Below are 20,363 nucleotides of genomic sequence, written 5' to 3' on the forward strand. Positions count from 1 at the left end.
CGCCTGCCGCCTGCCGCCTGCCGCCTGCCGCCTGCCGCCTGCCGCCTGCCGCCTGCCGCCTGCCGCCTGCCGCCTGCCGCCTGCCGCCTGCCGCCCGCCGGGTGGGTGCTGGGGGCGGATTAGGATCGGGGGTCGGTCCCTTTGCGGGTCTGTCGAGTTGGAGGTCTTGTGAGCCGTACGTATGAGCCGCCGAAGCCGCATCCTTCCGGGGCGGTGCCGCCCGCCTTGCCGCGGGAGCTCGTGCCGAGGCATGTCGCGCTCGTCATGGACGGCAACGGCCGCTGGGCGAAGGACCGGGGGCTCAAGCGGACCGAAGGCCACACCATGGGGGAGGCTTCGCTGTTCGACACCATCGAGGGCGCGATCGAGATGGGGATCGGCACCGTCTCGGCCTACGCGTTCTCGACCGAGAACTGGCGGCGCAGTCCCGACGAGGTGCGGTGGCTCATGGGGTTCAACCGCGACGTGATCCACCGCCGCCGCGACGAGCTCAACGCCATGGGCGTGCGCATCCGCTGGGCCGGGCGGCGGCCCAAGCTGTGGAAGAGCGTCATCGACGAGCTGCTCGTGGCCGAGGAGATGTCCAAGCGCAACGACAAGATCACCCTCCAGTTCTGCGTCAACTACGGCGGTCGCGCCGAGATCGCCGACGCCGCCGCCGCGCTCGCCCGCGACGTCAAGGCCGGGAAGGTCAACCCCGAGCGCGTCACCGAGAAGACCTTCGCCAGGTACCTCTACAACCCCGACCTGCCCGACGTCGACCTGTTCCTGCGCCCTTCCGGCGAGCAGCGGACCTCGAACTTCCTGCCCTGGCAGTCCGCGTACGCCGAGATGGTCTACATGGACGTCCTCTGGCCCGACTTCGACCGCCGCGACCTGTGGCGCGCGTGCGAGATCTACGCCCGCCGCGACCGGAGATTCGGCGGAGCCGAGCCCAACCCCGTGGCGCAGTAGGAAGAAGAGCGAGCGCGAGTACCGCGGCGGAGCCGAGCCCAACCCGGTCGCGCAGTAAGGGCTTCACCGGAACGGCGTGTACTCCCGGCTTCGGTCCTGGTTCTCGATCAGCTTGTCGACCGTGGCCTGCAACTTGTCGATCCGCTCGATGAGGACCGCCGTGTCCGCCGAGACCTGGCCGTCCTCGTCGTCGATCTTCTGCGCCTCCTCCATCGAGGCGAGGACCACGCCGATCATGATGTTCACCAGGATGAACGCGCCGAACAGGATGAACACCACGTAGTACGGCAGCGTCCACACGTTGTTCGCCATGCTCTCGCGGATCACGTTGCCCATGTCGTCGAACGCGACCAGCTGGAACAGGTTGAGCAGTGCCCGACCGACCGTCCCGAAGTGCTCCTTGTCGCTCTCCTGGAACGCGATCCAGCCGATCATCGCCCACAGGTACATGACCAGGCCCGTCAGAGCGAACACGCCCGCCGACTTCGGCAGCGCCTTCCCCGTGGCCACCAGGATCACCCGCAGCGACGGCATCGACCGCAGGATGCGCACCAGCCGCGCCAGGCGCAGCATCCGCAGGATCGTCACGTTCTCGCGCACGCCCGGCAGGAACGAGGCCGTCACGATCACGAAGTCGAACACGTTCCAGCCGTCGCCGAAGTACCGCCACGGCCGCCGACCGAACGAGATGATCCCCGCGATCACCTCGAAGATGAAGAACCCCAGGCACACGTGGTCGACCCACGTCAGGAACCCGCCCGCCGACCCTCGTAGCTGCGGGAACGTCATCGCGCCCAGCGCGGCCCCGTTCACCACGATCACCGTCATGGACAGCATCTGGAACCGACGGGCGGCGAGCAGGGCCCTGCAGGCGGCAGGGACGCGGCTGGTGGAATTGCCTAGGGAGGGAACGCGCACCGAGCCAGCCTAATGAATAGGCGCACTCACGTTCTGTCGAGGTCAGCGAGCCTCGCGAGCGCGCGTGCCGCCGTGGCGCACAATGAGACCGTGAGCGCCGATCTCGCCAGCCCCGAGACCCGCCCGCCCCGCGGGCGGATCGGCCTCACCTCCCTCCAGGCCCTCGCGCTGCTCCTCGTCTTCGGCCTCGCCGCCCGCCCCGGCCTCGCCGACCTGTTCACCGCCCCCGCCTTCCAGGCCTGGGCCGCCCGCTTCGTGGCCGTCTGCGTCCAGGCCTTCCCCTTCCTCGTGCTCGGCGTGGTCCTCTCGGCGGCCATCGCCGCGTTCGTGCCCGCCGACTTCTTCCACAAGGTCGTCCCCAAACGCACCACGCTCGCCGTGCCCGTCGCCGGGATGGCCGGAGCCGTGGTCCCCGGCTGCGAATGCGCCTCCGTGCCCGTCGCCGGAGCGCTGGTGCGCCGCGGCGTGGCGCCCGCCGCCGCGTTCACGTTCATGCTCGCCTCGCCCGCGATCAACCCCATCGTGGTCGTCTCCACCTTCGTGGCCTTCCCCGGCAACCCCGAGATGGTCGCCGCCCGCGTCGCCGCCTCCCTCGCCGCCGCCGTCTCCATCGGGTGGCTCTGGGCGCGCCTGGGCAAGACCGAATGGCTCAACCTGCCCAAGCACCGCCACCACGACGACGGCAAATGGCTCGCGTTCTGGGCCGCGATCCGCCACGACTTCCTCCACGCCGGCGGCTACCTCGTCATCGGCGCGGCCATCGCCGCCAGCCTCAACACCCTCGTGCCCGAGACTTGGCTGCGCCCGATCGCCGAACACCCGGTCCTCGGCGTCCTCGCGCTGGCCGTTCTGGCGGTGCTGGTGTCGATCTGCTCCGAATCGGACGCGTTCGTGGCCGCCTCCTTGACCCAGTTCTCGCCCACCGCGAAGCTCGCGTTCATGGTCGTGGGCCCGTTCGTGGACGTGAAGCTCGCGGCCATGCAGGCCGGGACGTTCGGCCGCCGCTTCGCGGCCCGGTTCGCTCCCGCCGCGTTCTGCGCCGCAGTGCTCGCGGCGGTCCTGATGGGGGCGGTGCTGCTGTGAGACGCGACGCGCAGGCGATCGTGCTGCTCCTGGTCGGCGGCGGGATGATCCGCCTGGCCTGGACCGGCGACTACCTCGACTACGTCAAGCCCTACGCGTTCTGGCTGATCCTGCCCGCCGGGATCATCCTCATCGCGGTCGCCGCCGTGACCGCCTGGCAGGTCTGGCGCGAGCGGCCCGAGACCGACGACGGCCACGGCCACGGTGAGCCGAAAGTGGCCTGGCTCCTCCTCGCCCCCGTCGTCGGCATGCTCCTGGTCGCCCCCGGCGCGCTCGGCTCCTACGAGGCCGAACGCACCGGCACCGTCATCGGCGCCGAAGAGGGCCGCTCGGTCTACCCCGAACTCCCCGACGACGTCGACCCGGTCCCGCTCACCCTCCTCGACTACGCCGCCCGCGCGATCTTCGACGACGGCCAGACCCTGGAGGGCCACCGCATCCAACTGCGCGGCTTCATCCTCTACGACGGCGACCAGCCTCAGCTCGCGCGCATGGTCGTCTCCTGCTGCGCCGCCGACGCCCGCCCGGTCAAACTCGGCCTCGAAGGCGACCTCCCGGCCGACCTCGAACCCGACCAGTGGGTCGAGATCGTCGGCGTCTACTCCGAGCGGCAGGGCCGCGACGAGATCAACGGCGAGCTCATCCCGTACATCGAGGTCGAATCGGTCACGGGCATCCCGGCACCGGACAACGAGTACCAGTAGCGTCCCCCGTTCGCGTGATTACCGTCATGGCCGGACCGCCGCCGAACCCCCGCCCGGGAGCGTTCTCCCAGTTCGCGCTCCGCAATCGCCTCGACCTCGACTCATATTCGTTGTTGACAATGATTGTCATGACGATGCAAGGTTCAATCATGCGCCGTTCCCACCTGATCCTGCTGCCCGTCGCCGCACTCGCCGCCGCCTCGCTCGCCGCCTGCGGCGGCCAGGGCGGCTCCGACGACGGCGAGCTCAACATCGTCGCCGCGTTCTACCCCCTCGCCTACGCCGCCGAGCGGATCGGCGGCGACGACGTCACCGTCACCAACCTCACCCCCGCCGGTCAAGAGCCCCACGACCTCGAACTCTCCCCCTCCGACATCGCCGCCATCGAGCAGGCCGACTACGTGGTCTACCTGGGAGACTTCATCCCCGAGCTCGACGCCGCGATCGACCAGTACGCCGCAGGCAAGGCCCTCGACGTGGCCACCGCCGTCGACACCATCGGCTACGACGACACCGAGGTCTTCGAACCCGACCACGGCGAAGAGGGCCACGACCACGAAGAAGGCGACGAGCACGCCGAAGAGGAGCACGCCGAGGAAGCAGCCGAAGGCGAGCACTCCCACGACGACGAGCTCGAAGGCACCGACCCGCACCTGTGGCTCGACCCGCTCCGCTACGCCCAGATCGGCGACGCCATCGCCGCGGGCCTGGCCGACGTCGACGACGCGAACGCCGACCTCTACACCGCCGGCGCCGAGGAGTTCACCGCCGACCTGACCGCCCTCGACACCGCGTTCACCGAAGGCCTCGCCGGGCGCACCAGCGACGCGATCGTCACCTCCCACGCCGCGTTCGGCTACCTCGCCGACCGCTACGGCCTCACCCAGGTCGCCATCTCCGGCCTCAGCCCCGACCAGGAACCCGACACCCAGCGCATGGCCGAGGTCGCCGACTACGTCACCGACAACGGCGTGACCACGATCTTCTTCGAGACCCTCGCCTCGCCCGACATCGCCGACACCCTCGCGGCCGAGACCGGCGCCGCCACCGCCGTCCTCAACCCGCTCGAAGGCCTCACCGAGGACCAGACCATCGCCGGGGACGACTACTTCACTGTGATGCGCGAGAACCTCGCCGAGTTGCAGACGGCTCTGGGCGCGGCATAGGGAACCATTACCACCATGCCCGTACTCAACGTCAACGGCGCGACCGTCTCCTACGGCGGTCGCGCCGTCGTCCGCGGCGTCGACCTCCACGTCGAACCCGGCGAGGCCGTGGCCCTCATGGGCGCCAACGGCTCCGGCAAGTCCACACTGATCAAGGCCGTCGCCGGACTCGTGCCGCTCAGCGGCGGCACCATCGAACTGTTCGGCGTCCCGCATCGCCGTTTCCGGCAGTGGAAACGCGTCGGCTACGTCCCCCAGCGCACCGGCGCCGCCTCCGGCGTGCCCTCCACCGCCGCCGAGGTCGTGTCCCAAGGCCGCCTCGCTCACCGCCTCCTCGGCATGCCCGCGCGCCGCGCCGACCGCGCCGCCGTCGCCCGCAGCCTCGACGAAGTCGGCCTCTCAGGCCACGCCCACTGTTCGGTGGACACCCTCTCCGGCGGTCAGCAGCAGCGCGTCCTCATCGCCCGCGCCCTCGCCACCGACCCCGACCTGCTCATCATGGACGAACCCACCGTCGGCGTCGACGCCGAGACCCAGGCCGCGCTCGCCGCCGTGGTCGCCGACCGCATCGACGCCGGCTGCGCGGTCCTCCTGGTCACCCATGAACTGGGTCCCCTCACCGACCGGCTCGACCGCGCCGTGGTCCTCGCCGACGGCCGCGTCGTCCACGACGGCGCGCCCCCGCGCCCCGTCGGCGAACACGCCGACCCCCACCACCAGCACGCGCATCCGCACGCGAACGGCACCGACGGCACCGACGACCTCTGGGGCGGCAAGTGAACCTCGACCTGATCGACTACTTCCAGTTCGAGTTCATGCAGCGCGCCCTCATCAGCGCTCTGGTGGTGGGCCTGTGCGCCCCCGCCGTCGGGGTCTTCCTGGTCCAGAAGCGACTCGCGCTCATCGGCGACGGCCTCGGCCACATCGCCCTCACCGGCGTCGCCATCGGCTTCCTCACCGGCACCGCCCCGATGTGGACCACGCTCGCGGTCACCGTGGCCGCCTCCATCGTGATGGAACTGCTCCGCAGCCACTCCAAGACCTCCGGCGACGTCGCGCTCGCCATGATGTTCTACGGCGGCATCGCAGGCGGCGTCTACCTCACCGGCATCGCCTCCGACAAAGGCGTCGCGAACCTCCAGCAGTACCTGTTCGGCTCGCTCCTGACCGCCGGCTGGTCCGAGGTCTGGACCATCGTGATCGGCGGCGCGCTCGTCGCCACCCTCATGCTGGTGCTGCGCCCCTGGCTCACCGCGATCTGCGCCGACGAGCAGTACGCGCGCGCCTCGGGCCTGCCCGTCGCCGCGCTCAACCTCCTGCTCCTGGTCACCACCGCCGTCACCGTCTCGGTCTCGATGCGCGCGGTCGGCCTGCTCCTGGTGAGCGCCCTCCTGGTGATCCCCGTGGTCACCGTGCAGCAGTTCACGCGCTCGTTCAAGGCCACCATGTTCGCCGCGATGGGCGCCGGATTCCTCATCGCGGGCGCGGGCGTGCTCGCCTCCGCCGCCAGGGACGTCCCGCCCGGGTCCACGATCGTGCTCCTGGGCGTCGCGGCCTTCGTCGTCACCGCGCTCATCGCGGCCCTCACCCGGCGCATTCGGCGCACCCGGAGGGCCCATCTGCCGCCCGAAGGCGAGCCGCTCGAAGTCGAACTCCCGACGAAAGCGTGACCTCTACGGCACCTGGAACCCCCGACCGGCCGGGGACGCGATATTTTTGCGGAGTGCGGACCGAGACCGAGCTTGCAGAATCGACTCCCGCCGACTACGAGTCGGCGGGGGAGCTGCTGCGGGCGCTGGCCGCCCCGCTGCGGATCGCGATCGTGATGGAGCTGGCCGAGGGACCGAAGTTCGTGCACCAGATCGTGGAGTCGCTCGGGGTCACCCAGCCGCTGGTCTCGCAGCACCTGCGGGTCCTGCGCGGGGCGGGGATCGTGCGCGGCGCCCGCTCGGGGCGCGAGATCTCCTACTCCCTCATCGACGACCACATCGCGCACATCGTCACCGACGCCGTCAACCACGCCCGGGAGGAGCACTAGTGGAAGCCAAGGCCGAGACCAAGGCCCGGTCCACCAGGCAGCGCAAGGCGATCCTGGAGCTGCTCGAAGCCGACGACGCGTTCCGCTCCGCCCAGGACCTGCACGCGATCCTGCGCGACGCCGGGTCGAAGATCGGCCTGACCACCGTCTACCGCACGCTTCAGGCCTTCGCCGAAGCCGACGTGGTCGACGTCATGCGCCTGCCCGGCGGCGACCACCTCTACCGGCTCTGCTCGGCCGAGGAGCACCACCACCACCTGGTGTGCCGCTCGTGCGGGAAGACCGTGGAGGTCGCCGGGCCCACCGTGGAGCGCTGGACCAACAAGGTCGCGGCCGAGCACGGGTTCACCGAGGTCGGGCACACCCTCGAACTGCACGGGCTGTGCGCCGAGTGCGCCCGGCCCGCCGACGCACAGTAGGGTGGGCTGCGTGCTGGTTGTATATCGTTTCGCCGTAACGGAAGGCGAGACGGCGACCTTCTCGCGCGACGCCGAGGACGCCCTCGCGGCGCTCGCCTCCTGCGAGGGGTACCTGCGCGGGGGCCTCGGCCGCGCCGTCGACGACTTCAATGACTCCGGACCGGCCTCGTGGCTGCTGTGGAGCGAGTGGGGCGGCGTGGGCTCCTACCGCCGGGCGCTTTCGAACTACCAGGTCAAGATGGCCACCCCGCTGCTCTCGCGCGCGCTGCCCGAGCCTTCAGGCTACGAGGTCCTCGCCGAGTGCGCCCCGGGCGAACGCCCCCGGCGCAGCGACTCCGACCGCACCGAAGACCCCGAACAGGCCCGCCGGGAGGCCGCCCGATGACCGACCGGCCCACCCCCGAACCGGGCGCGGACCCCGCGAAGCACCCCGAGCCCGAGCCGCGCATCGACGCGGCGACGCCGGAAGCCGACGCGACGCCCGAGGCCGCCAACGGGCCCGTAGCTGACGCGGTCGCGCCACCCGAGCAGGTGCCGCCCGCCGGAGCCGCCTTTGGCGCGACCCCTCAACCGGAGCAGGTTTCGCCCGCCGAGGCCACCACCGAGCCTGCTCCGGACGCGATCGCGCCACCCGAGCAGGTCCCGCACACCGAACCCGCTCCCGTCGCCGAGCCCTCGTCCGACCCGGCCCCCGAGGTCGTCCCCGATCCGCATCCCGAGCCCGCGCCTGAGCTCGTGCCCGAGGACTCGACGTTCCGGCCCGAGGCTCCCGCGCAGGTGCCGCCAGCGCCGTTCGCTCGCGAGCCGCACACCTCGGTCGACGCGGTGGCCGAGCCGGCCGCGCCGCAGCAGGTTGCGCCCGAGGCCGAGCCGAAGCCGATCCCACTCGAACCCGAGCCGTCCGTGCCCGAGCCGCCCGTGGCGCTCGAACCGGCGACCGACCAGACGCTCGCGCTGCCGCCGACCACCAAGGAGGTCGAGCCCGCCCCGGTCGTGTCCTCGGCCCCGCCGCAGCCGGTCGGGGTGCCGGTCCCGTTCGCGTCGCCGCCGACCGAGCGCAACAACGGCAAGTTCACGATCAAGCTCATCGCGGGCATCCTCGGCCCGCTGATCCTCGTCTGCGGCGTGGGCGGCGCGATCTACGCCGCGCTCATGACCTTCTCCAACTCGCTCACCGACAAGGTCGAGTCGACTGCCGAGGACTTCATCGCCGAGGTCGCCGAAGAGGACTGGGACGCGGCCTACGGAATGCTCTGCGGCGACCTGCGCAAGCGCCCCGCCTCCCACTACATCCCCGAATGGGAGTCCTGGGACGCCGACGGCGCCCAGATCCGCCCCGTCCGCTTCGAGGACGCCGTGGTCACCGTCGAGTTCGCCGACGGCTCGACCATGCTGCTCAACATCGAGATCGAGCAGACGGCCGAAACCCTCGACACCTCAATCTGCGGCTGGCAAGACTCCTAGTACCGCGGGTACTGCCCGGGCGGCTGATACTGCTGGCCTTGCGGTCCCGGCGGCTGCTGGTACTGCGGCCCTGACTGCTGCGGCCCGCCCTGCGGGTACTGCCCTTGCGGCCCAGGCGGACCCTGCTGCGGGTACGGCCCCGCCTGGAACTGGCCTTGCGGCTGCTGGAACTGCGGTCCGCGGAACTCGACCACCATCGTCGCGCCGGGAGCCCAGGTCCGCACCCCGCGTAGAAACACCATGATGAACGCGACGATCGCGATGACGGTGAACGCGATGCCGACCATCAGCTGCGTGAACATGATCGGGAACAACTCGTCCTTGAGCGGGTCGAGGTCGAGGTCCATCGTGGCGGCGTTCCCGGCGAGGATCCAGATCCCGCCGCCGATGATCATCAGGCCCACCCAGATCGGGGTGAATACCCGCGACCAGAACCGGCCCCGCTGGAGCCCGACCGCCGAGATCACCGCGAGCGTCCCGACCACCAGGAACCCGCCTGCGCCGAGGACGCCCAAGAACACCAGGTCGCTGTCCATGTAGTACGCGAACGCGCTGGTCGATCCCCGCCATGCGTTCTTGCCCGAGGAGTACTCCGCCTCGGCCCAGATCAGCCCGACCACGATCCACACCGGCGGCGCGATCGCCAGCAGCCACACCAGCAACTGCACGAACGTGACCGACCCGGGCTTGACCTCGGGCCGCTCGGTCGCCTCCGAGGTGATCACCGCACCGCCCGCGCCGGGAGTGCCCGAGACCTGCACTTCGCCCCGCTGGACGCGGTGCATGAGGATCCACGCGCGCGCCGATTTGGAGCACAGGAGCCCCAGCAGCGTCCCGTAGAGCCCGCCGAGGACCACCCCGATGAGCAGCGGCAGCGGCGTCTGCTCGACCACGCTGAGCCCGAACACGATCGACACGGCGGCGATCGCGATGCCGAGGATCGCCGTGACGAGCGACCAGATCCAGGCCCAGCGCTTGCCGCGGGTGATCTGGACCGGCGAGATGATCGACTGGATCGTGGAGTAGACGGCGAACGCGAGCCCGATGAGGCTGATCGGGCTGAAGTAGTTCACCATGCTGATCACCGACGCGAGGTCGGCCAGCGCCGAGATCGCGGCGAAGATCCACAGGATCACCTGGATGCCCGCGATGCTGCGCGGCTTGTCCATGCCGAGCCCGGTCGGGAGCATCCCGGGCACGGGCTGGCCGGGCGAGGCCGGAGCGGGCCCGTACGCGCCGCCGGGGCCCGTCTGGGGCGGCGGCTGGTGCTGGAGGTGGGTGCGGTCGGGCGGCGGGGGCGGGTAGCTCATGGGGTGCTTCCGGTTCAGTATCGCGGCGGGTATTGCTGCTGTTGCTGCGGATAGCCCTGCTGCGGGGGCTGTTGCTGCTGGTATCCCTGTTGCGGGGGCTGCTGTCCCATCGGGACCATCATGACCAGCGGGGCCTTCGGCTTCCCGGGCGTCCAGGCGCGCACGCCCGGCAGGAGCGCGGCGATGAACACGACGATGATGAGCGCGAAGATCACGCATTCCCGGATCAACATCATCGTCAATTGCGGTGCCGCTCCGGGACCGAAGTCGCGGAAGACGAGGTAGAAGTCGACCAGCGGGATCATCGCGAAGGCCCACAGCAGGAGGATGATCGGCGTCCAGACGTACGCGAAGACACGCGGCCCGAACTTGCCCTTGAGCAGGCCGAGCCCGGTGATGAGCGCGCACACGAGCAAGAGAGCGCCCGCGACGGTGATGAAGAGCGAGTAGGGCGCGCCCATCATCGGCGTCCGCAGGTCGAGCGGCGACATGCCGGCCTGGTTCATGGCGATCATCGACTGGATCGCGCCGTACAGCGACCACGCCGTCAGTGCCATGATCGCCCCGATCACGACGAGGGCGAACGTGGCCGATCCCGGCCGGGTCGCGGGCCGTTCGGCGGGCCCTTGCGGCGCGGTGCCGATCATGCCGCCTGCCTGAGCGCCGGGCAGCTGCACCTCGCCTCTCTGGATGCGGTGCATGAGGATCCACTGCCGCGCCGACTTGGAGCACAGCAGGCACAGCAGCACGGTGTACAGCGAGGTCAGTGCGATGCCGATCAGCAGCGTGGGCCAGGTGTTCTCGATGTCGAAGGTGCCGAAGATGATCGCCGCCGCGCCCAGGACGATGCCGATGATCGAGCTGATGAGCGTCCAGATCCACGCCCAGCGTTTGCCTCGGGTGATGTGGACGCCCGAGGCCAGCGATTGGATCGTCGAATAGACGGCGAACGCGAGCGCGACGAGGCTCAGCGGGTGGAAGTAGTTCACCAGGCTGATCGCCGAGAACAGGTCGCCGAGCGCGGCCAGCGCGGTGAAGATCCACAGGATCACCTGGATGCCGGTGATCGTGCCGGGCTTCTTGGCGTTCAGTTCGGGGATCGGCCCCTGCCCCGGCAGCGGCTGCCCAGTCGGCTGCATCGGCCCGTACGCCCCGCCGGGCCCCATCTGCGGCGACGGTTGCGGCTGCGGGGGCGGGACGGGCTGGTACTGGAGGTGCAGCCGGTCGGGGGGCGGGGGCGGAAAGGTCATGGGGACACTGTTCCTCTCACAGTGGGGCGGTAGCGGACACCTTACCGGAAGTCGCCCAGCCGCTGGAGACTCGATGGTTTCGGCCCCTCACGCACCGTGCCGGGCGGGCCGGGCGGGGCCTTTTCACGCGTTTCGGGGATGCGGCGGTTTGCTAGTCTGACTGACGCTGTACGACCTCCGATCGAAGCTGGACCCGCCGTGTCTGAGACAACGCCCACTTCCCATACGTTCCAAGTGGACTTGCGCGGGCTCGTCGACCTGCTGTCGCACCACCTGTACTCCTCGCCGAAGGTGTACGTGCGCGAACTGCTCCAGAACGCGGTGGACGCGATCACCGCTCGCCGCAGCGCCGACCCCTCGTTCACCGGCCCGTACGCGGTCCGGATCGTCACCGACGGCAAGCGCCTTCGCATCACCGATCCCGGTGTGGGCCTTACGGTCGCCGAAGTACACAAGCTCCTGGCCACGATCGGCGGCTCCTCCAAACGGGACGAGGAGATCGAGGGCGCCCGGCGAGACTTCCTGGGGCAGTTCGGGATCGGGCTCCTCGCGTGCTTCACCGTGGCCTCGGTCATCACCGTCACCTCGCGTTCGGCCCGCGAGACCGGCGCGCCCGCGGTGCGCTGGACCGCCCGCGACGACGGCTCCTACACCGTCACCGAGGTCCCGGCCGCCGAGCACCCCGAGCCCGGGACCACCGTCGAGCTCACCGCCCGCCCCGGCGAGGACTGGCTGGGGCCCCGCAAGGTCGCCGACCTCGCCCGCGAGTACGGCTCCCTGCTGCCGGTCGACATCACCGTCGAAGGCGGGGACGGGCCGGTCACCGTCACCGACACGCCGCCGCTGTGGGAACGCGAGTACCCCACGCAGACCGCTCGCCGCATGGCCCTCAACGAATACTGTGAGCGCGTCCTCGGATTCGAACCGCTCGACGTGATCGACCTGGACGTCCCGCTCGCGGGCGTCAAAGGGGTCGCGTTCGTGCTCCCGCACGCCACCTCGCCGTCCTCGCGCCCGGCCCACCGCGTGCACCTCAAGCGCATGCTCCTGACCGAGACGGCCGACAACCTGGTACCCGAGTGGGCGTTCTTCGTGCGCTGCGTGATCGACACGGACACGCTGCGCCCCACCGCCTCCCGCGAGTCGCTCTACGACGACGAGGCGCTGGCCGTGACCCGCGACGCGCTCGGATCCCAACTGCGCGAATGGATCTCGCGCATGGCCGCCGAAGACCCGACCCGGCTCGAAGCGTTCCTGGCCGTCCACGAACTCGGCGTCAAGGCCCTCGCCCGCCACGACCCCGAACTCCTCGAGGCGATGCTGCCGTGGCTGCGCTTCGAGACCACCGCCGGGCGCACCAGCCTCACCGAGTTCGCGCGCGTCTACCAGCCGATCTATCTCGCCTCGACCGTGGACGAGTACCGGCAGGTCGCGCAGATCGCCGCGGCCCAGGGCATCGGCGTGGTCAACGGCGGCTACACCTACGACGCCGAACTGGTCGAGGCCCTCCCACGCCTCGACCCGAGCGTCAAGGTCGAGGCGCTCCAGCCGGGCGTGATCTCGGCGAGCCTGGACGCGCTCGACACCGGCACCGAGCTGGCGCTGCAACGGTTCCTGAACACGGCCCGCGCCCGCCTCGACCAGGTCGACGTCGACGTGGTGGTGCGCGAGTTCAACCCCGTGACCGTCCCGGCCCTGCTCCTGGACGACCGCGAGGCCCGCCGCGAAAGGCAGCGGGCCGAGGCCGAAGCGCAGGCCGACGACCTGTGGGGCGGCATCCTCGCCTCCATCAAACGCGACGCGCCGCGCGCCCAACTCGTGCTCAACCACCGCAATCCCATCGTCCGCCGCGCGAGCGCGGTCGCAGACCCCGAGCTCGCGGGCACCGCCGTGGAGTCCCTCTACGGTCAGGCCCTGCTCATGAGCCACCGGCCGCTGCGCAGCGCCGACACCGCGCTCCTCAACCGTTCCTTCATGAACCTGCTGGAACACATCACAAAGGACCAGTGACTCCCATGGCCACTCCCGACCCCGACGCGATCTGGCGACTGCTCAACGAGGCCCGCTTCGAAGAGGCCAGTGAGGCGAAGGTGGCGGCCCTGGAGCGCGCCGTCGAGGCCGCCGACGCCATCGGCGACCCCGAGCTGCTCAACTACGCCCTCAGCGGCCTGGTCGACGCCTACGAGTTCTCCCGCGACTCCACCCGCATCCTGGTGCCCTTCGCGCGGCTGCTGCGCAACTTCGACGCCCGGCCCGAGCACTTCGACGCGTATCTGATCCGGTCGCTGTACTGGACCTTCAAATGGATCGTCGACAAGATGATCGAGCAGCCCGACGTGCCGCTCGAATCCATCGAGCACTGGCTCCAGGAGATGCGCCGCCGCTACGCCGAGGCCGGGCACTCGATGCACGCCCCCGCCGCGTACGAGATGCAGCTGGCCTACCACGTGGGCGACTACGACCGCGTGGCCGCCGCCATCGAGGCCCTCGGCGAGGCCGAGGAGGACGACATGTCCGACTGCACCGCCTGCCAGTACACCGCGCTGGCCACGGTCGTGTTCTACGCCGAGGAGAACGCGGCCGACGCGGCCATGGAGATGCTCGAACCCGTCCTGTCCGGCGAGCACGCCTGCGCCCACGAACCGCACTACGCCCTCGCGCTCTCGCTCCTGCCGCTGGTCGAACTCGGCCGCCTCGACCAGGCCCGCGCCAACCACCTGCGCGGCTACCAGATGTGCCGCGGCAAAGAGGACATGGTCCACATCACCACCCTCCACGTCGAGTTCTGCGCGCTCACCGGCAACGAGCACCGGGCCCTGGAGATCCTCGGCGAGCACGCCCGCTTCTTCGACCTCGACCTCGGGGTGCGCGACCGCCAGCGGCTCCTCGAAGTCACCGTCCTCACCTGCCGCCGCCTGGCCGCGCTCGGCCTGGCCGACACCGCGATGCCCGGCCCCGACGGGCGCGAGTGGACCGCCGCCGAGCTCCTGGACCGGGCCGAGGCCGAACGCGCCGCGATCTGCGCCCGCTTCGACGCCCGCAACGGCAACGACCACCACTCCACGATGTCCGAATGCGTCATCGACTCCACGCCCTACCCGCAGCCGATCCACCTGGGCCTCAAGGAGATGCGTACCAAGGAACCGGCCCTCGAGGTCGCCCCCGACCTCACCGCCGACCCCGAGGCCGCCGGGCTGGCCCTCGACGAGGCCATCGACGCCGCCTACGCCGCGTACGACGACTGCTCGCCCGACACGTGGAAGGCCTGGCTCAAGGTCGCCGCGCTCGCCGAGGCCCTCGACATCGAGCTCATCCCCGAGCACCGCGCCGAGATCGCCCACGCCGAGTCCGCGCGCGCCGACGACCCCGCCGAAGTCCTCGCGGGGCTCCTGCGCGCCGTCGAGCTGTTCCGCCTCGCCGAACAGCCCGGCCGCGCCCTCGTGGCCGAGGCCTTCGCGCTCATCCACACCGCCGACGACGACCCGGCCGCCGCCCGGGCCGGGGCCGCCCGCATCACCGCCGACGCGCTCGCGCTGCAAAGCGAGTCCCGCATCGACGACCGGAGCCTGCACACCAGCCAGGTCCTGGCCATGCGCGCCGAATACGTCGCGTCCTTGACCTCCGAAGCGCCCGCCGCCGACCTCGCCGACCGGGCCGCCGCGCTCGAAGCCGAACTCGCGGCCCTGCCCGAGCGCCGCTACGCGCACATCCGCCGCTGCGACCTCCTCGACCTGCGCGCCCGCCTCGAGACCGACCCCGAGGCCAAGACCGCGCTCCTGCGCGCCGGGCTCGACGCGTCCCGCACCGCGGGCGCGGGGTGGGCCGTGGCCCGCTCCAGCGCCGACCTCGCCGAGCAGCTCGGCCTCGCCGGGGACCACCAGGCCGCGCTCGAACACACCCGCGAGGGCATCGACGCGCTCGGCGACGAACCGGCCCACACGATCGCCGCGAAACTCCACCTCCAGGCCGCCGAGTTCGGGATGCGCGCCGGCGACCACGCCGCCGTCCACGAGCACGCCCTGACCGCGTCCGTCCACTGCGACGCGGCCGGGCTGACCATCCCCGGCGCGGTCGCCCGCCACCTCATGGGCGTGGCCCTCATCGGGCAAGAGCGGCGCGAAGAGGCCGTCCCGCTGCTGGAAGCGGCCCTGGACGACCTGCCCGACGAGCAGATCTGGCGGATCTGCAACGTGCGTTTCAACCTCGCCGAATGCCTCGACAAGCTCGGCGAGCCCCGCCCGGGCGTCGAGCACGGCCTCGCCGCGCTCGCGCTCATGGAGACCGCCGACGAGGAGCACCTGGTGAGCCTGTACTGGGACACCCTGTTCCTCACCGGGGAGCTGTTGGAGAAGATCGAGGAGCTCGACCACGCCCTGGAGCTGTACACGCGGGCCGTGGAAGTCGCCGAAGAACTCGCCGACCTCACCTCCTGGACCCGGTCGAGCCGGGCCCGCGCCTGGCTGCTGCGCCGCCTCCTCGGCGACGCCGCGTTCGGCGAAGGGCTCCAGACGATGGCCCAGATCGCGGCCCGCCTGCACGCGGTCCGCGCCGACCCGAACGCCTCGGAGACGGTGCGCGAGGCCGCCCGGTTCGAACTGGGCGAGACCTACCGCCAGCACGCGCAGCTGACGTTCCAGTTCCTCGAATCCCAGGCCGGAGAACCGGGCCTGCGCCGCGACGAGGCCGAACCGGTGCTCGACCTCCAGCGCCGTGCCCTGGCGGTGTTCCGGGAGGCGCCGCTGCTGCTGGAGCGGGCCAGCCTGACCGCGCACCAGACGATGTGGCTCCTGTCCGAACTCGGCGACCCGACCGGCGCGATCGAAGTGGGGGAGGAGGCCCTGAACTGGCTCGCCTCCCCGGACCTGGCCGAGGCCAGGGAGGGCTTCGAGCAGCACCTGGCGGACCTGCGGCAGGCGTAGCGGCCGGGCCTGGTCGCGACACGCGAAACCGCACTCGGCACGCGGGGTGACGGCGGCCTTGCGGCCGCTGCGAGGTACGCTTGCCCATCGGCGGACACGCACCTCCCGTGCGTCCGAGGATCGTCCGCCGCTCGAACAATCTGTTCAGAGAATTATTCGCAGTCTCACCGACCGCCAGCCGGATCGAGAGGAATCATCGTGTCCCAAGACCGCACCGAAGCGCTCATCAGCCTTTCCAAACGCCGCGGCTTCGTCTTCCCCAGCTCCGAGATCTACGGAGGCACCCGCTCCGCTTGGGACTACGGACCGCTCGGTGTGGAGCTGAAGGAGAACATCCGCCGCGAATGGTGGAACGCGATGGTGCGCGAGCGGGACGACGTGGTCGGCATCGACTCGGCGGTCGTCCTCAACCCCCAGGTGTGGGTCGCCAGCGGCCACATCGAGGAGTTCACCGACCCGCTCACCGAGTGCCAGTCCTGCCACAAGCGCTTCCGCGCCGACCACCTCATCGAGGCCTACCAGGAGAAGCACGACGGCGCCGAGCCCGAGAACGGCCTGGCCGACCTCGCCTGCCCGCACTGCGGCGCGCGCGGCTCCTTCACCGAGCCGCGCATGTTCAACGGCCTCATGAAGACCTTCCTGGGCGCCACCGAGGACACCGAGAACGTGCACTACCTGCGCCCCGAGACCGCGCAGGGCATCTTCACCAACTTCACCAACGTGATGACCTCCTCGCGTCGCAAGCCCCCGTTCGGCATCGCGCAGACCGGCAAGTCCTTCCGCAACGAGATCACGCCGGGCAACTTCATCTTCCGCACCCGCGAGTTCGAGCAGATGGAGATGGAGTTCTTCGTCGAGCCGGGCACCGACGAGGAATGGCACGAGTACTGGCTCCAGGCCCGCTGGGACTGGTACGTCGACCTCGGCCTCAAGGAAGAGAACCTGCGGCGCTACGAGCACCCCAAGGAGAAGCTCTCCCACTACTCCAAGCGCACCGTCGACATCGAGTACCGGTTCCAGTTCGCCGGCAGCGAGTTCGGCGAGCTCGAAGGCATCGCCAACCGCACCGACTTCGACCTCTCCACCCACTCGAAGCACTCGGGCGCCGACCTGTCCTACTTCGACCAGGCCAAGGGCGAGCGCTGGACCCCGTACGTGATCGAGCCCGCGGCGGGCCTGACCCGCTCGGTGCTGGCGTTCCTGTTGGAGGCCTACGACGTCGACGAGGCCCCCAACACCAAGGGCGGCGTCGACAAGCGCACCGTGCTCCGCTTCGACCCGCGCCTGGCCCCCGTCAAGGCCGCGGTGCTCCCGCTGAGCCGCAACGAGGACCTCTCGCCCAAGGCCAAGGATCTCGCCGCGAAGCTGCGCAAGCGGTGGAACGTGGACTTCGACGACGCGGGCGCGATCGGCCGCCGCTACCGCCGCGCCGACGAGATCGGGACCCCCTACTGCATCACCGTCGACTTCGACACCCTCGAAGACCAGGCCGTGACGATCCGCGACCGCGACACCATGAAGCAGGAGCGCGTCGCCGTCGACCAGGTCGAGCGCTTCCTGCTCGAGCGGCTCTAGCCGCCAGGACTCAGTGAGGAGCCGATCTCGATCCGATCGAGGTCGGCTCCTTCCGGTATCCAGGACGCGGGCAGGTCGAGCGACTGCACCGACGTCCCCTCGGGGTAGCTGCGGCTCGCGCCCCAGAAGAGCAGATCGGAGAACGGGTCCAGCGCGACCGGCATCCCGCCGAGCAGCCGCCCCTCCTCGTCGCGGAAGACCACTGAGAGGGCGTCCATCCCGATGTGGTCCTCGGTGTACGTGATCTCGTATTCCACCCGGTAGCCGTCAGGGCTGAGCAGCGGCTCCATACCGGTGATCCGCACCTCCGGCAGGTCGGGCACTGGAAAGTAGTCCTCGAGCTCAGCCTCGGAGAGCGACTCGCGTTCCGGTTCGAGCATCGAAGATTCCAGTTCCACCCGCAGTGTCTCGACGTCGACCCCTTCGACCCCCGAGATCAGCACCTGCCCGATCTGCATGGTCGAGTTCGCCGGAATCCCGCCGAGGTACAGATCCTCCAGCACCGAATCCGTGCCGTCCTCTCTGGTGTGCGCGATCGTCAGCGAACCCGAGTACATACCCCGGTCATACGGATTGCGGAGCACCACCGCCACGATGATGCGCGCCTTCCCGTCCACTGTGACCTTGCTGGCGCCCCATTCGAGCAGCTCGTACTCGGCCTCGGCCGCCTCGCCCTCGACCCAAGTCCAACCATCGACCTCGTCGGCGGTCTCGGCCATCTCCGGCACCTCGACCACCCGGCTGTCGACCAGGGACGGGCGGTCGATCGCCACCGCGAGCACCACCAGAGCCATCGCCAAGATCGCCGCGAACGGCAGCCGCGGATACCGGTCGATCCGGCGGGAGACGCGAATCGCGAAGTCCCGCAACGTCATCGCGCCGCGCTTGAACCGAGAGATCGAGGGCATGGGGGTCCTTGGTGAGAACGCTACACTTTGCGAGTCCACAGTAACAGCGGCAGAATGAGAACCCCGGTGTCAGGATCGGCCCCAGAATCCGAGCACTCGATCGACCTCGGCGGCGTCGAGCACACCGACATCCCCGAGGCCGAACCCGTGGAGGAAGAGCCCCGCCCCCGGCGCATCTCGAACACGATCCTCGCCTGCGTCGCGATCGCGGCCGTCCTCGCGGCCGTGACGATCACCCTCGTCAAGGTCATCCCGTTCCAGCAGACCTCCGCCGAGGAGACCGTGACCGCCTTCCTGGAGGCCGTCCACGCCGGCGACGTCGAAGGCGCGCTCGCCTACACCGACCAACCCGACCTCACCGGCGACTTCCTGGTGCCCGAGGCCCTCGACTCCCGCTGGAGCATCGCCAGCGTCGACCAGGTCGAGTTCTTCGACGAGCCGAACCGCACCGTGGCGGTCGTGTACGTCGAGATCGAAGCCTACGAAGGCACCCGGATCGGCAACCGGCTCCGAGTGAACCTCGACGGCGAACCCAAGGTCATGAACGGGATCAGCACTTCCGTCGCCTACTCCCAGGTCGGCCTGGTCGACCTCAACGGCGTCGAGGCGCCCGTTGAGGTCGACAGCTACCGCTTGATACTGCTGCCGGGACTGTACGAGGTCTACCCGGGCCTGCCGTCCACCATCACGCTCATGAACGGCACGTCCGCGGTGCTCAACCTGGGGAACCTGTTCATACGGCTCGGCATGGACTACCGCGAGTCGCAGATCCCGCTCGGCTGGCCCGAGGTCACGCCCGAAGGTGAAGCGGCCATCGCGGCGGCGGTCGAGAGTCGCCTCGACGAGTGCATCGAGGACCCGCTCCTCAACGGCTGCCCGTTCGTCTTCCCCAAGGACCCCGACCGAAAGGTCGCTCTGGCCCCGGGTGCGAACTGGGAGGTCACCGAGTACCCGCAGATGGCGGCGCTGGACTGGAGTTTCGAGGTCGCCCTCGGCTTCAAGCTCACCACGCTCGTGCCGGGCGCGGCCGAGGCGGCCGTGATCGTCACCGAGGACGGGCGCGAACGCGAGACCGTGGTGAGCTGCCCGATCTGGGTCGACAACCTCTACGCGCAGTTCGACTTCGACGGCGGCCTGGACATCGACGCCGAAGGCGACGAGCACTGCCGGGCGCTCACCGAAGTGGCCTGAGACCCGCTGGGGTCATTCGCTGTGGATGACGCAGTCGCAGTCGATCCAGGCGCGCGCGTCGGCCTGGTCGGTGTGCGTGATGGAGTAGATGCCGCGGCTCTCCGACGCCCACAGGGACGCAGGGCTCGCGGGCACTTCGGCCTCGACCAGGGGCTGAGCCGGTTCGCTCGCCTCGATCGGGGCGGTCTCCAGTTGCTGGGCCATCGCAGTCATCGCTCCTTCGTTCATCGAGCTAAACGCAGGACCCGCTCACATGGTTCCGGGTTGGAGAGCAGTCTCACAGCGCGCTCGCATCGACCAGCGTAGCGCTCCCGTGCGACACCCGTATAACGGATTTGTGTCATCGCGTCGACGCGAACGCAGGTCAGACGGGGTCGGGGCCCCATCGGTGTGATCCTCCAGCCAGGACTCTTCGGTCACATCCGACAATTCGACGCCCACTGCGTCGCCCATCCGACAGTCCC

At 70.1% G+C, this 20,363-nt stretch carries 19 protein-coding genes; 14 read left to right on the top strand and 5 right to left on the bottom strand.

From position 1 onward, the window contains the following. Positions 1–168 precede the first annotated feature (168 nt). Positions 169–954, top strand: a complete 786-nt coding sequence (locus AB0B28_RS21610) for an isoprenyl transferase (RefSeq protein WP_360124440.1) — start codon at positions 169–171, stop codon at positions 952–954. Positions 955–1,017: 63 nt separating this feature from the next. On the opposite strand, the gene AB0B28_RS21615 is transcribed toward AB0B28_RS21610, so the two are convergent. Next, the gene (locus AB0B28_RS21615) at positions 1,018–1,791 is read right to left on the bottom strand and encodes an ion transporter (RefSeq protein ID WP_360124443.1); all 774 of its coding nucleotides are present in this window, start codon (positions 1,789–1,791) and stop codon (positions 1,018–1,020) included. 171 nt (positions 1,792–1,962) lie between these two features. Here AB0B28_RS21615 and AB0B28_RS21620 point away from each other — a divergent pair, with 171 nt between their 5' ends. The 9 genes from AB0B28_RS21620 to AB0B28_RS21660 all read left to right on the top strand — a co-directional run bounded on the left by AB0B28_RS21620 (position 1,963) and on the right by AB0B28_RS21660 (position 8,746). Continuing rightward, positions 1,963–2,955: a permease gene (locus AB0B28_RS21620; protein WP_360124446.1), complete on the top strand. Its 993-nt coding sequence runs from the start codon at positions 1,963–1,965 to the stop codon at positions 2,953–2,955. Beyond that, complete coding sequence (locus AB0B28_RS21625; RefSeq protein ID WP_360124449.1) at positions 2,952–3,659, top strand: TIGR03943 family protein; 708 nt, start codon at positions 2,952–2,954, stop codon at positions 3,657–3,659. The genes AB0B28_RS21620 and AB0B28_RS21625 overlap by 4 nt, the downstream gene beginning before the upstream one ends. Positions 3,660–3,808: 149 nt before the next feature. Then, on the top strand, positions 3,809–4,825 hold the full coding sequence (locus tag AB0B28_RS21630; protein WP_360124452.1) for a metal ABC transporter substrate-binding protein: 1,017 nt from the start codon (positions 3,809–3,811) through the stop codon (positions 4,823–4,825). 15 nt (positions 4,826–4,840) lie between these two features. Beyond that, on the top strand, positions 4,841–5,605 hold the full coding sequence (locus AB0B28_RS21635) for a metal ABC transporter ATP-binding protein (RefSeq protein WP_360124455.1): 765 nt from the start codon (positions 4,841–4,843) through the stop codon (positions 5,603–5,605). Further along, positions 5,602–6,495 carry a metal ABC transporter permease gene (locus AB0B28_RS21640; protein WP_360124458.1) on the top strand — a complete coding sequence of 298 codons (894 nt, stop codon included), beginning with the start codon at positions 5,602–5,604 and terminating at the stop codon, positions 6,493–6,495. Before AB0B28_RS21635 ends, AB0B28_RS21640 begins: the two co-directional genes overlap by 4 nt. A gap of 53 nt (positions 6,496–6,548) precedes the next feature. Beyond that, entirely contained in the window at positions 6,549–6,863 is a 315-nt protein-coding gene (locus AB0B28_RS21645; protein ID WP_360124461.1) for a metalloregulator ArsR/SmtB family transcription factor, read from the top strand. Continuing rightward, positions 6,863–7,282 (top strand): transcriptional repressor, encoded by a 420-nt coding sequence (locus AB0B28_RS21650; RefSeq protein ID WP_360124464.1) that lies wholly within the window; start codon positions 6,863–6,865, stop codon positions 7,280–7,282. The genes AB0B28_RS21645 and AB0B28_RS21650 overlap by 1 nt, the downstream gene beginning before the upstream one ends. Before the next feature lie 10 nt (positions 7,283–7,292). Further along, complete coding sequence (locus AB0B28_RS21655; RefSeq protein WP_360124466.1) at positions 7,293–7,667, top strand: antibiotic biosynthesis monooxygenase; 375 nt, start codon at positions 7,293–7,295, stop codon at positions 7,665–7,667. Next, a complete protein-coding gene (locus AB0B28_RS21660) occupies positions 7,664–8,746 on the top strand; it encodes a hypothetical protein (RefSeq protein WP_360124469.1) in 1,083 nt (360 codons plus the stop codon). Before AB0B28_RS21655 ends, AB0B28_RS21660 begins: the two co-directional genes overlap by 4 nt. Here the strand turns inward: AB0B28_RS21660 and AB0B28_RS21665 are convergent. Then, positions 8,743–10,056, bottom strand: a complete 1,314-nt coding sequence (locus AB0B28_RS21665; RefSeq protein ID WP_360124471.1) for a hypothetical protein — start codon at positions 10,054–10,056, stop codon at positions 8,743–8,745. The genes AB0B28_RS21660 and AB0B28_RS21665 overlap by 4 nt on opposite strands. A gap of 14 nt (positions 10,057–10,070) precedes the next feature. After that, positions 10,071–11,306 (bottom strand): hypothetical protein, encoded by a 1,236-nt coding sequence (locus AB0B28_RS21670; protein ID WP_360124474.1) that lies wholly within the window; start codon positions 11,304–11,306, stop codon positions 10,071–10,073. 198 nt (positions 11,307–11,504) lie between these two features. Between AB0B28_RS21670 and AB0B28_RS21675 the strand changes: the two genes are divergently transcribed. The 3 genes from AB0B28_RS21675 to AB0B28_RS21685 all read left to right on the top strand — a co-directional run bounded on the left by AB0B28_RS21675 (position 11,505) and on the right by AB0B28_RS21685 (position 17,800). Further along, positions 11,505–13,316: an HSP90 family protein gene (locus tag AB0B28_RS21675; RefSeq protein WP_360124478.1), complete on the top strand. Its 1,812-nt coding sequence runs from the start codon at positions 11,505–11,507 to the stop codon at positions 13,314–13,316. Between the two features lie 5 nt (positions 13,317–13,321). Beyond that, the gene (locus AB0B28_RS21680) at positions 13,322–16,225 is read left to right on the top strand and encodes a hypothetical protein (RefSeq protein WP_360124481.1); all 2,904 of its coding nucleotides are present in this window, start codon (positions 13,322–13,324) and stop codon (positions 16,223–16,225) included. Positions 16,226–16,423: 198 nt separating this feature from the next. Then, positions 16,424–17,800, top strand: coding sequence for a glycine--tRNA ligase (locus tag AB0B28_RS21685; RefSeq protein ID WP_360124484.1), 1,377 nt, complete (start codon positions 16,424–16,426; stop codon positions 17,798–17,800). On the opposite strand, the gene AB0B28_RS21690 is transcribed toward AB0B28_RS21685, so the two are convergent. Then, the gene (locus AB0B28_RS21690; RefSeq protein WP_360124486.1) at positions 17,797–18,708 is read right to left on the bottom strand and encodes a hypothetical protein; all 912 of its coding nucleotides are present in this window, start codon (positions 18,706–18,708) and stop codon (positions 17,797–17,799) included. The two genes, AB0B28_RS21685 and AB0B28_RS21690, sit on opposite strands and share 4 nt — an antisense overlap. Positions 18,709–18,774: 66 nt before the next feature. Between AB0B28_RS21690 and AB0B28_RS21695 the strand changes: the two genes are divergently transcribed. Next, positions 18,775–19,899 carry a hypothetical protein gene (locus AB0B28_RS21695; protein WP_360124489.1) on the top strand — a complete coding sequence of 375 codons (1,125 nt, stop codon included), beginning with the start codon at positions 18,775–18,777 and terminating at the stop codon, positions 19,897–19,899. Positions 19,900–19,911: 12 nt separating this feature from the next. On the opposite strand, the gene AB0B28_RS21700 is transcribed toward AB0B28_RS21695, so the two are convergent. Then, positions 19,912–20,112, bottom strand: coding sequence for a hypothetical protein (locus AB0B28_RS21700; RefSeq protein ID WP_360124492.1), 201 nt, complete (start codon positions 20,110–20,112; stop codon positions 19,912–19,914). Positions 20,113–20,363: the final 251 nt, after the last annotated feature.

The organism is Glycomyces sp. NPDC046736 (assembly GCF_040645615.1).
In the GTDB taxonomy this organism is placed as follows: Bacteria; Actinomycetota; Actinomycetes; order Mycobacteriales; family Micromonosporaceae; genus Glycomyces.

Excerpts from the sequence above, each read along its gene's own strand:
- AB0B28_RS21615 (WP_360124443.1), bottom strand. The coding sequence starts at position 1,791 with ATGCTGTCCATGACGGTGATCGTGGTGAACGGGGCCGCGCTGGGCGCG.
- AB0B28_RS21630 (WP_360124452.1), top strand. The coding sequence starts at position 3,809 with ATGCGCCGTTCCCACCTGATCCTGCTGCCCGTCGCCGCACTCGCCGCC.
- AB0B28_RS21635 (WP_360124455.1), top strand. The coding sequence starts at position 4,841 with ATGCCCGTACTCAACGTCAACGGCGCGACCGTCTCCTACGGCGGTCGC.
- AB0B28_RS21660 (WP_360124469.1), top strand. The coding sequence starts at position 7,664 with ATGACCGACCGGCCCACCCCCGAACCGGGCGCGGACCCCGCGAAGCAC.
- AB0B28_RS21665 (WP_360124471.1), bottom strand. The coding sequence starts at position 10,056 with ATGAGCTACCCGCCCCCGCCGCCCGACCGCACCCACCTCCAGCACCAG.
- AB0B28_RS21670 (WP_360124474.1), bottom strand. The coding sequence starts at position 11,306 with ATGACCTTTCCGCCCCCGCCCCCCGACCGGCTGCACCTCCAGTACCAG.
- AB0B28_RS21680 (WP_360124481.1), top strand. The coding sequence starts at position 13,322 with ATGGCCACTCCCGACCCCGACGCGATCTGGCGACTGCTCAACGAGGCC.
- AB0B28_RS21690 (WP_360124486.1), bottom strand. The coding sequence starts at position 18,708 with ATGCCCTCGATCTCTCGGTTCAAGCGCGGCGCGATGACGTTGCGGGAC.
- AB0B28_RS21700 (WP_360124492.1), bottom strand. The coding sequence starts at position 20,112 with ATGACTGCGATGGCCCAGCAACTGGAGACCGCCCCGATCGAGGCGAGC.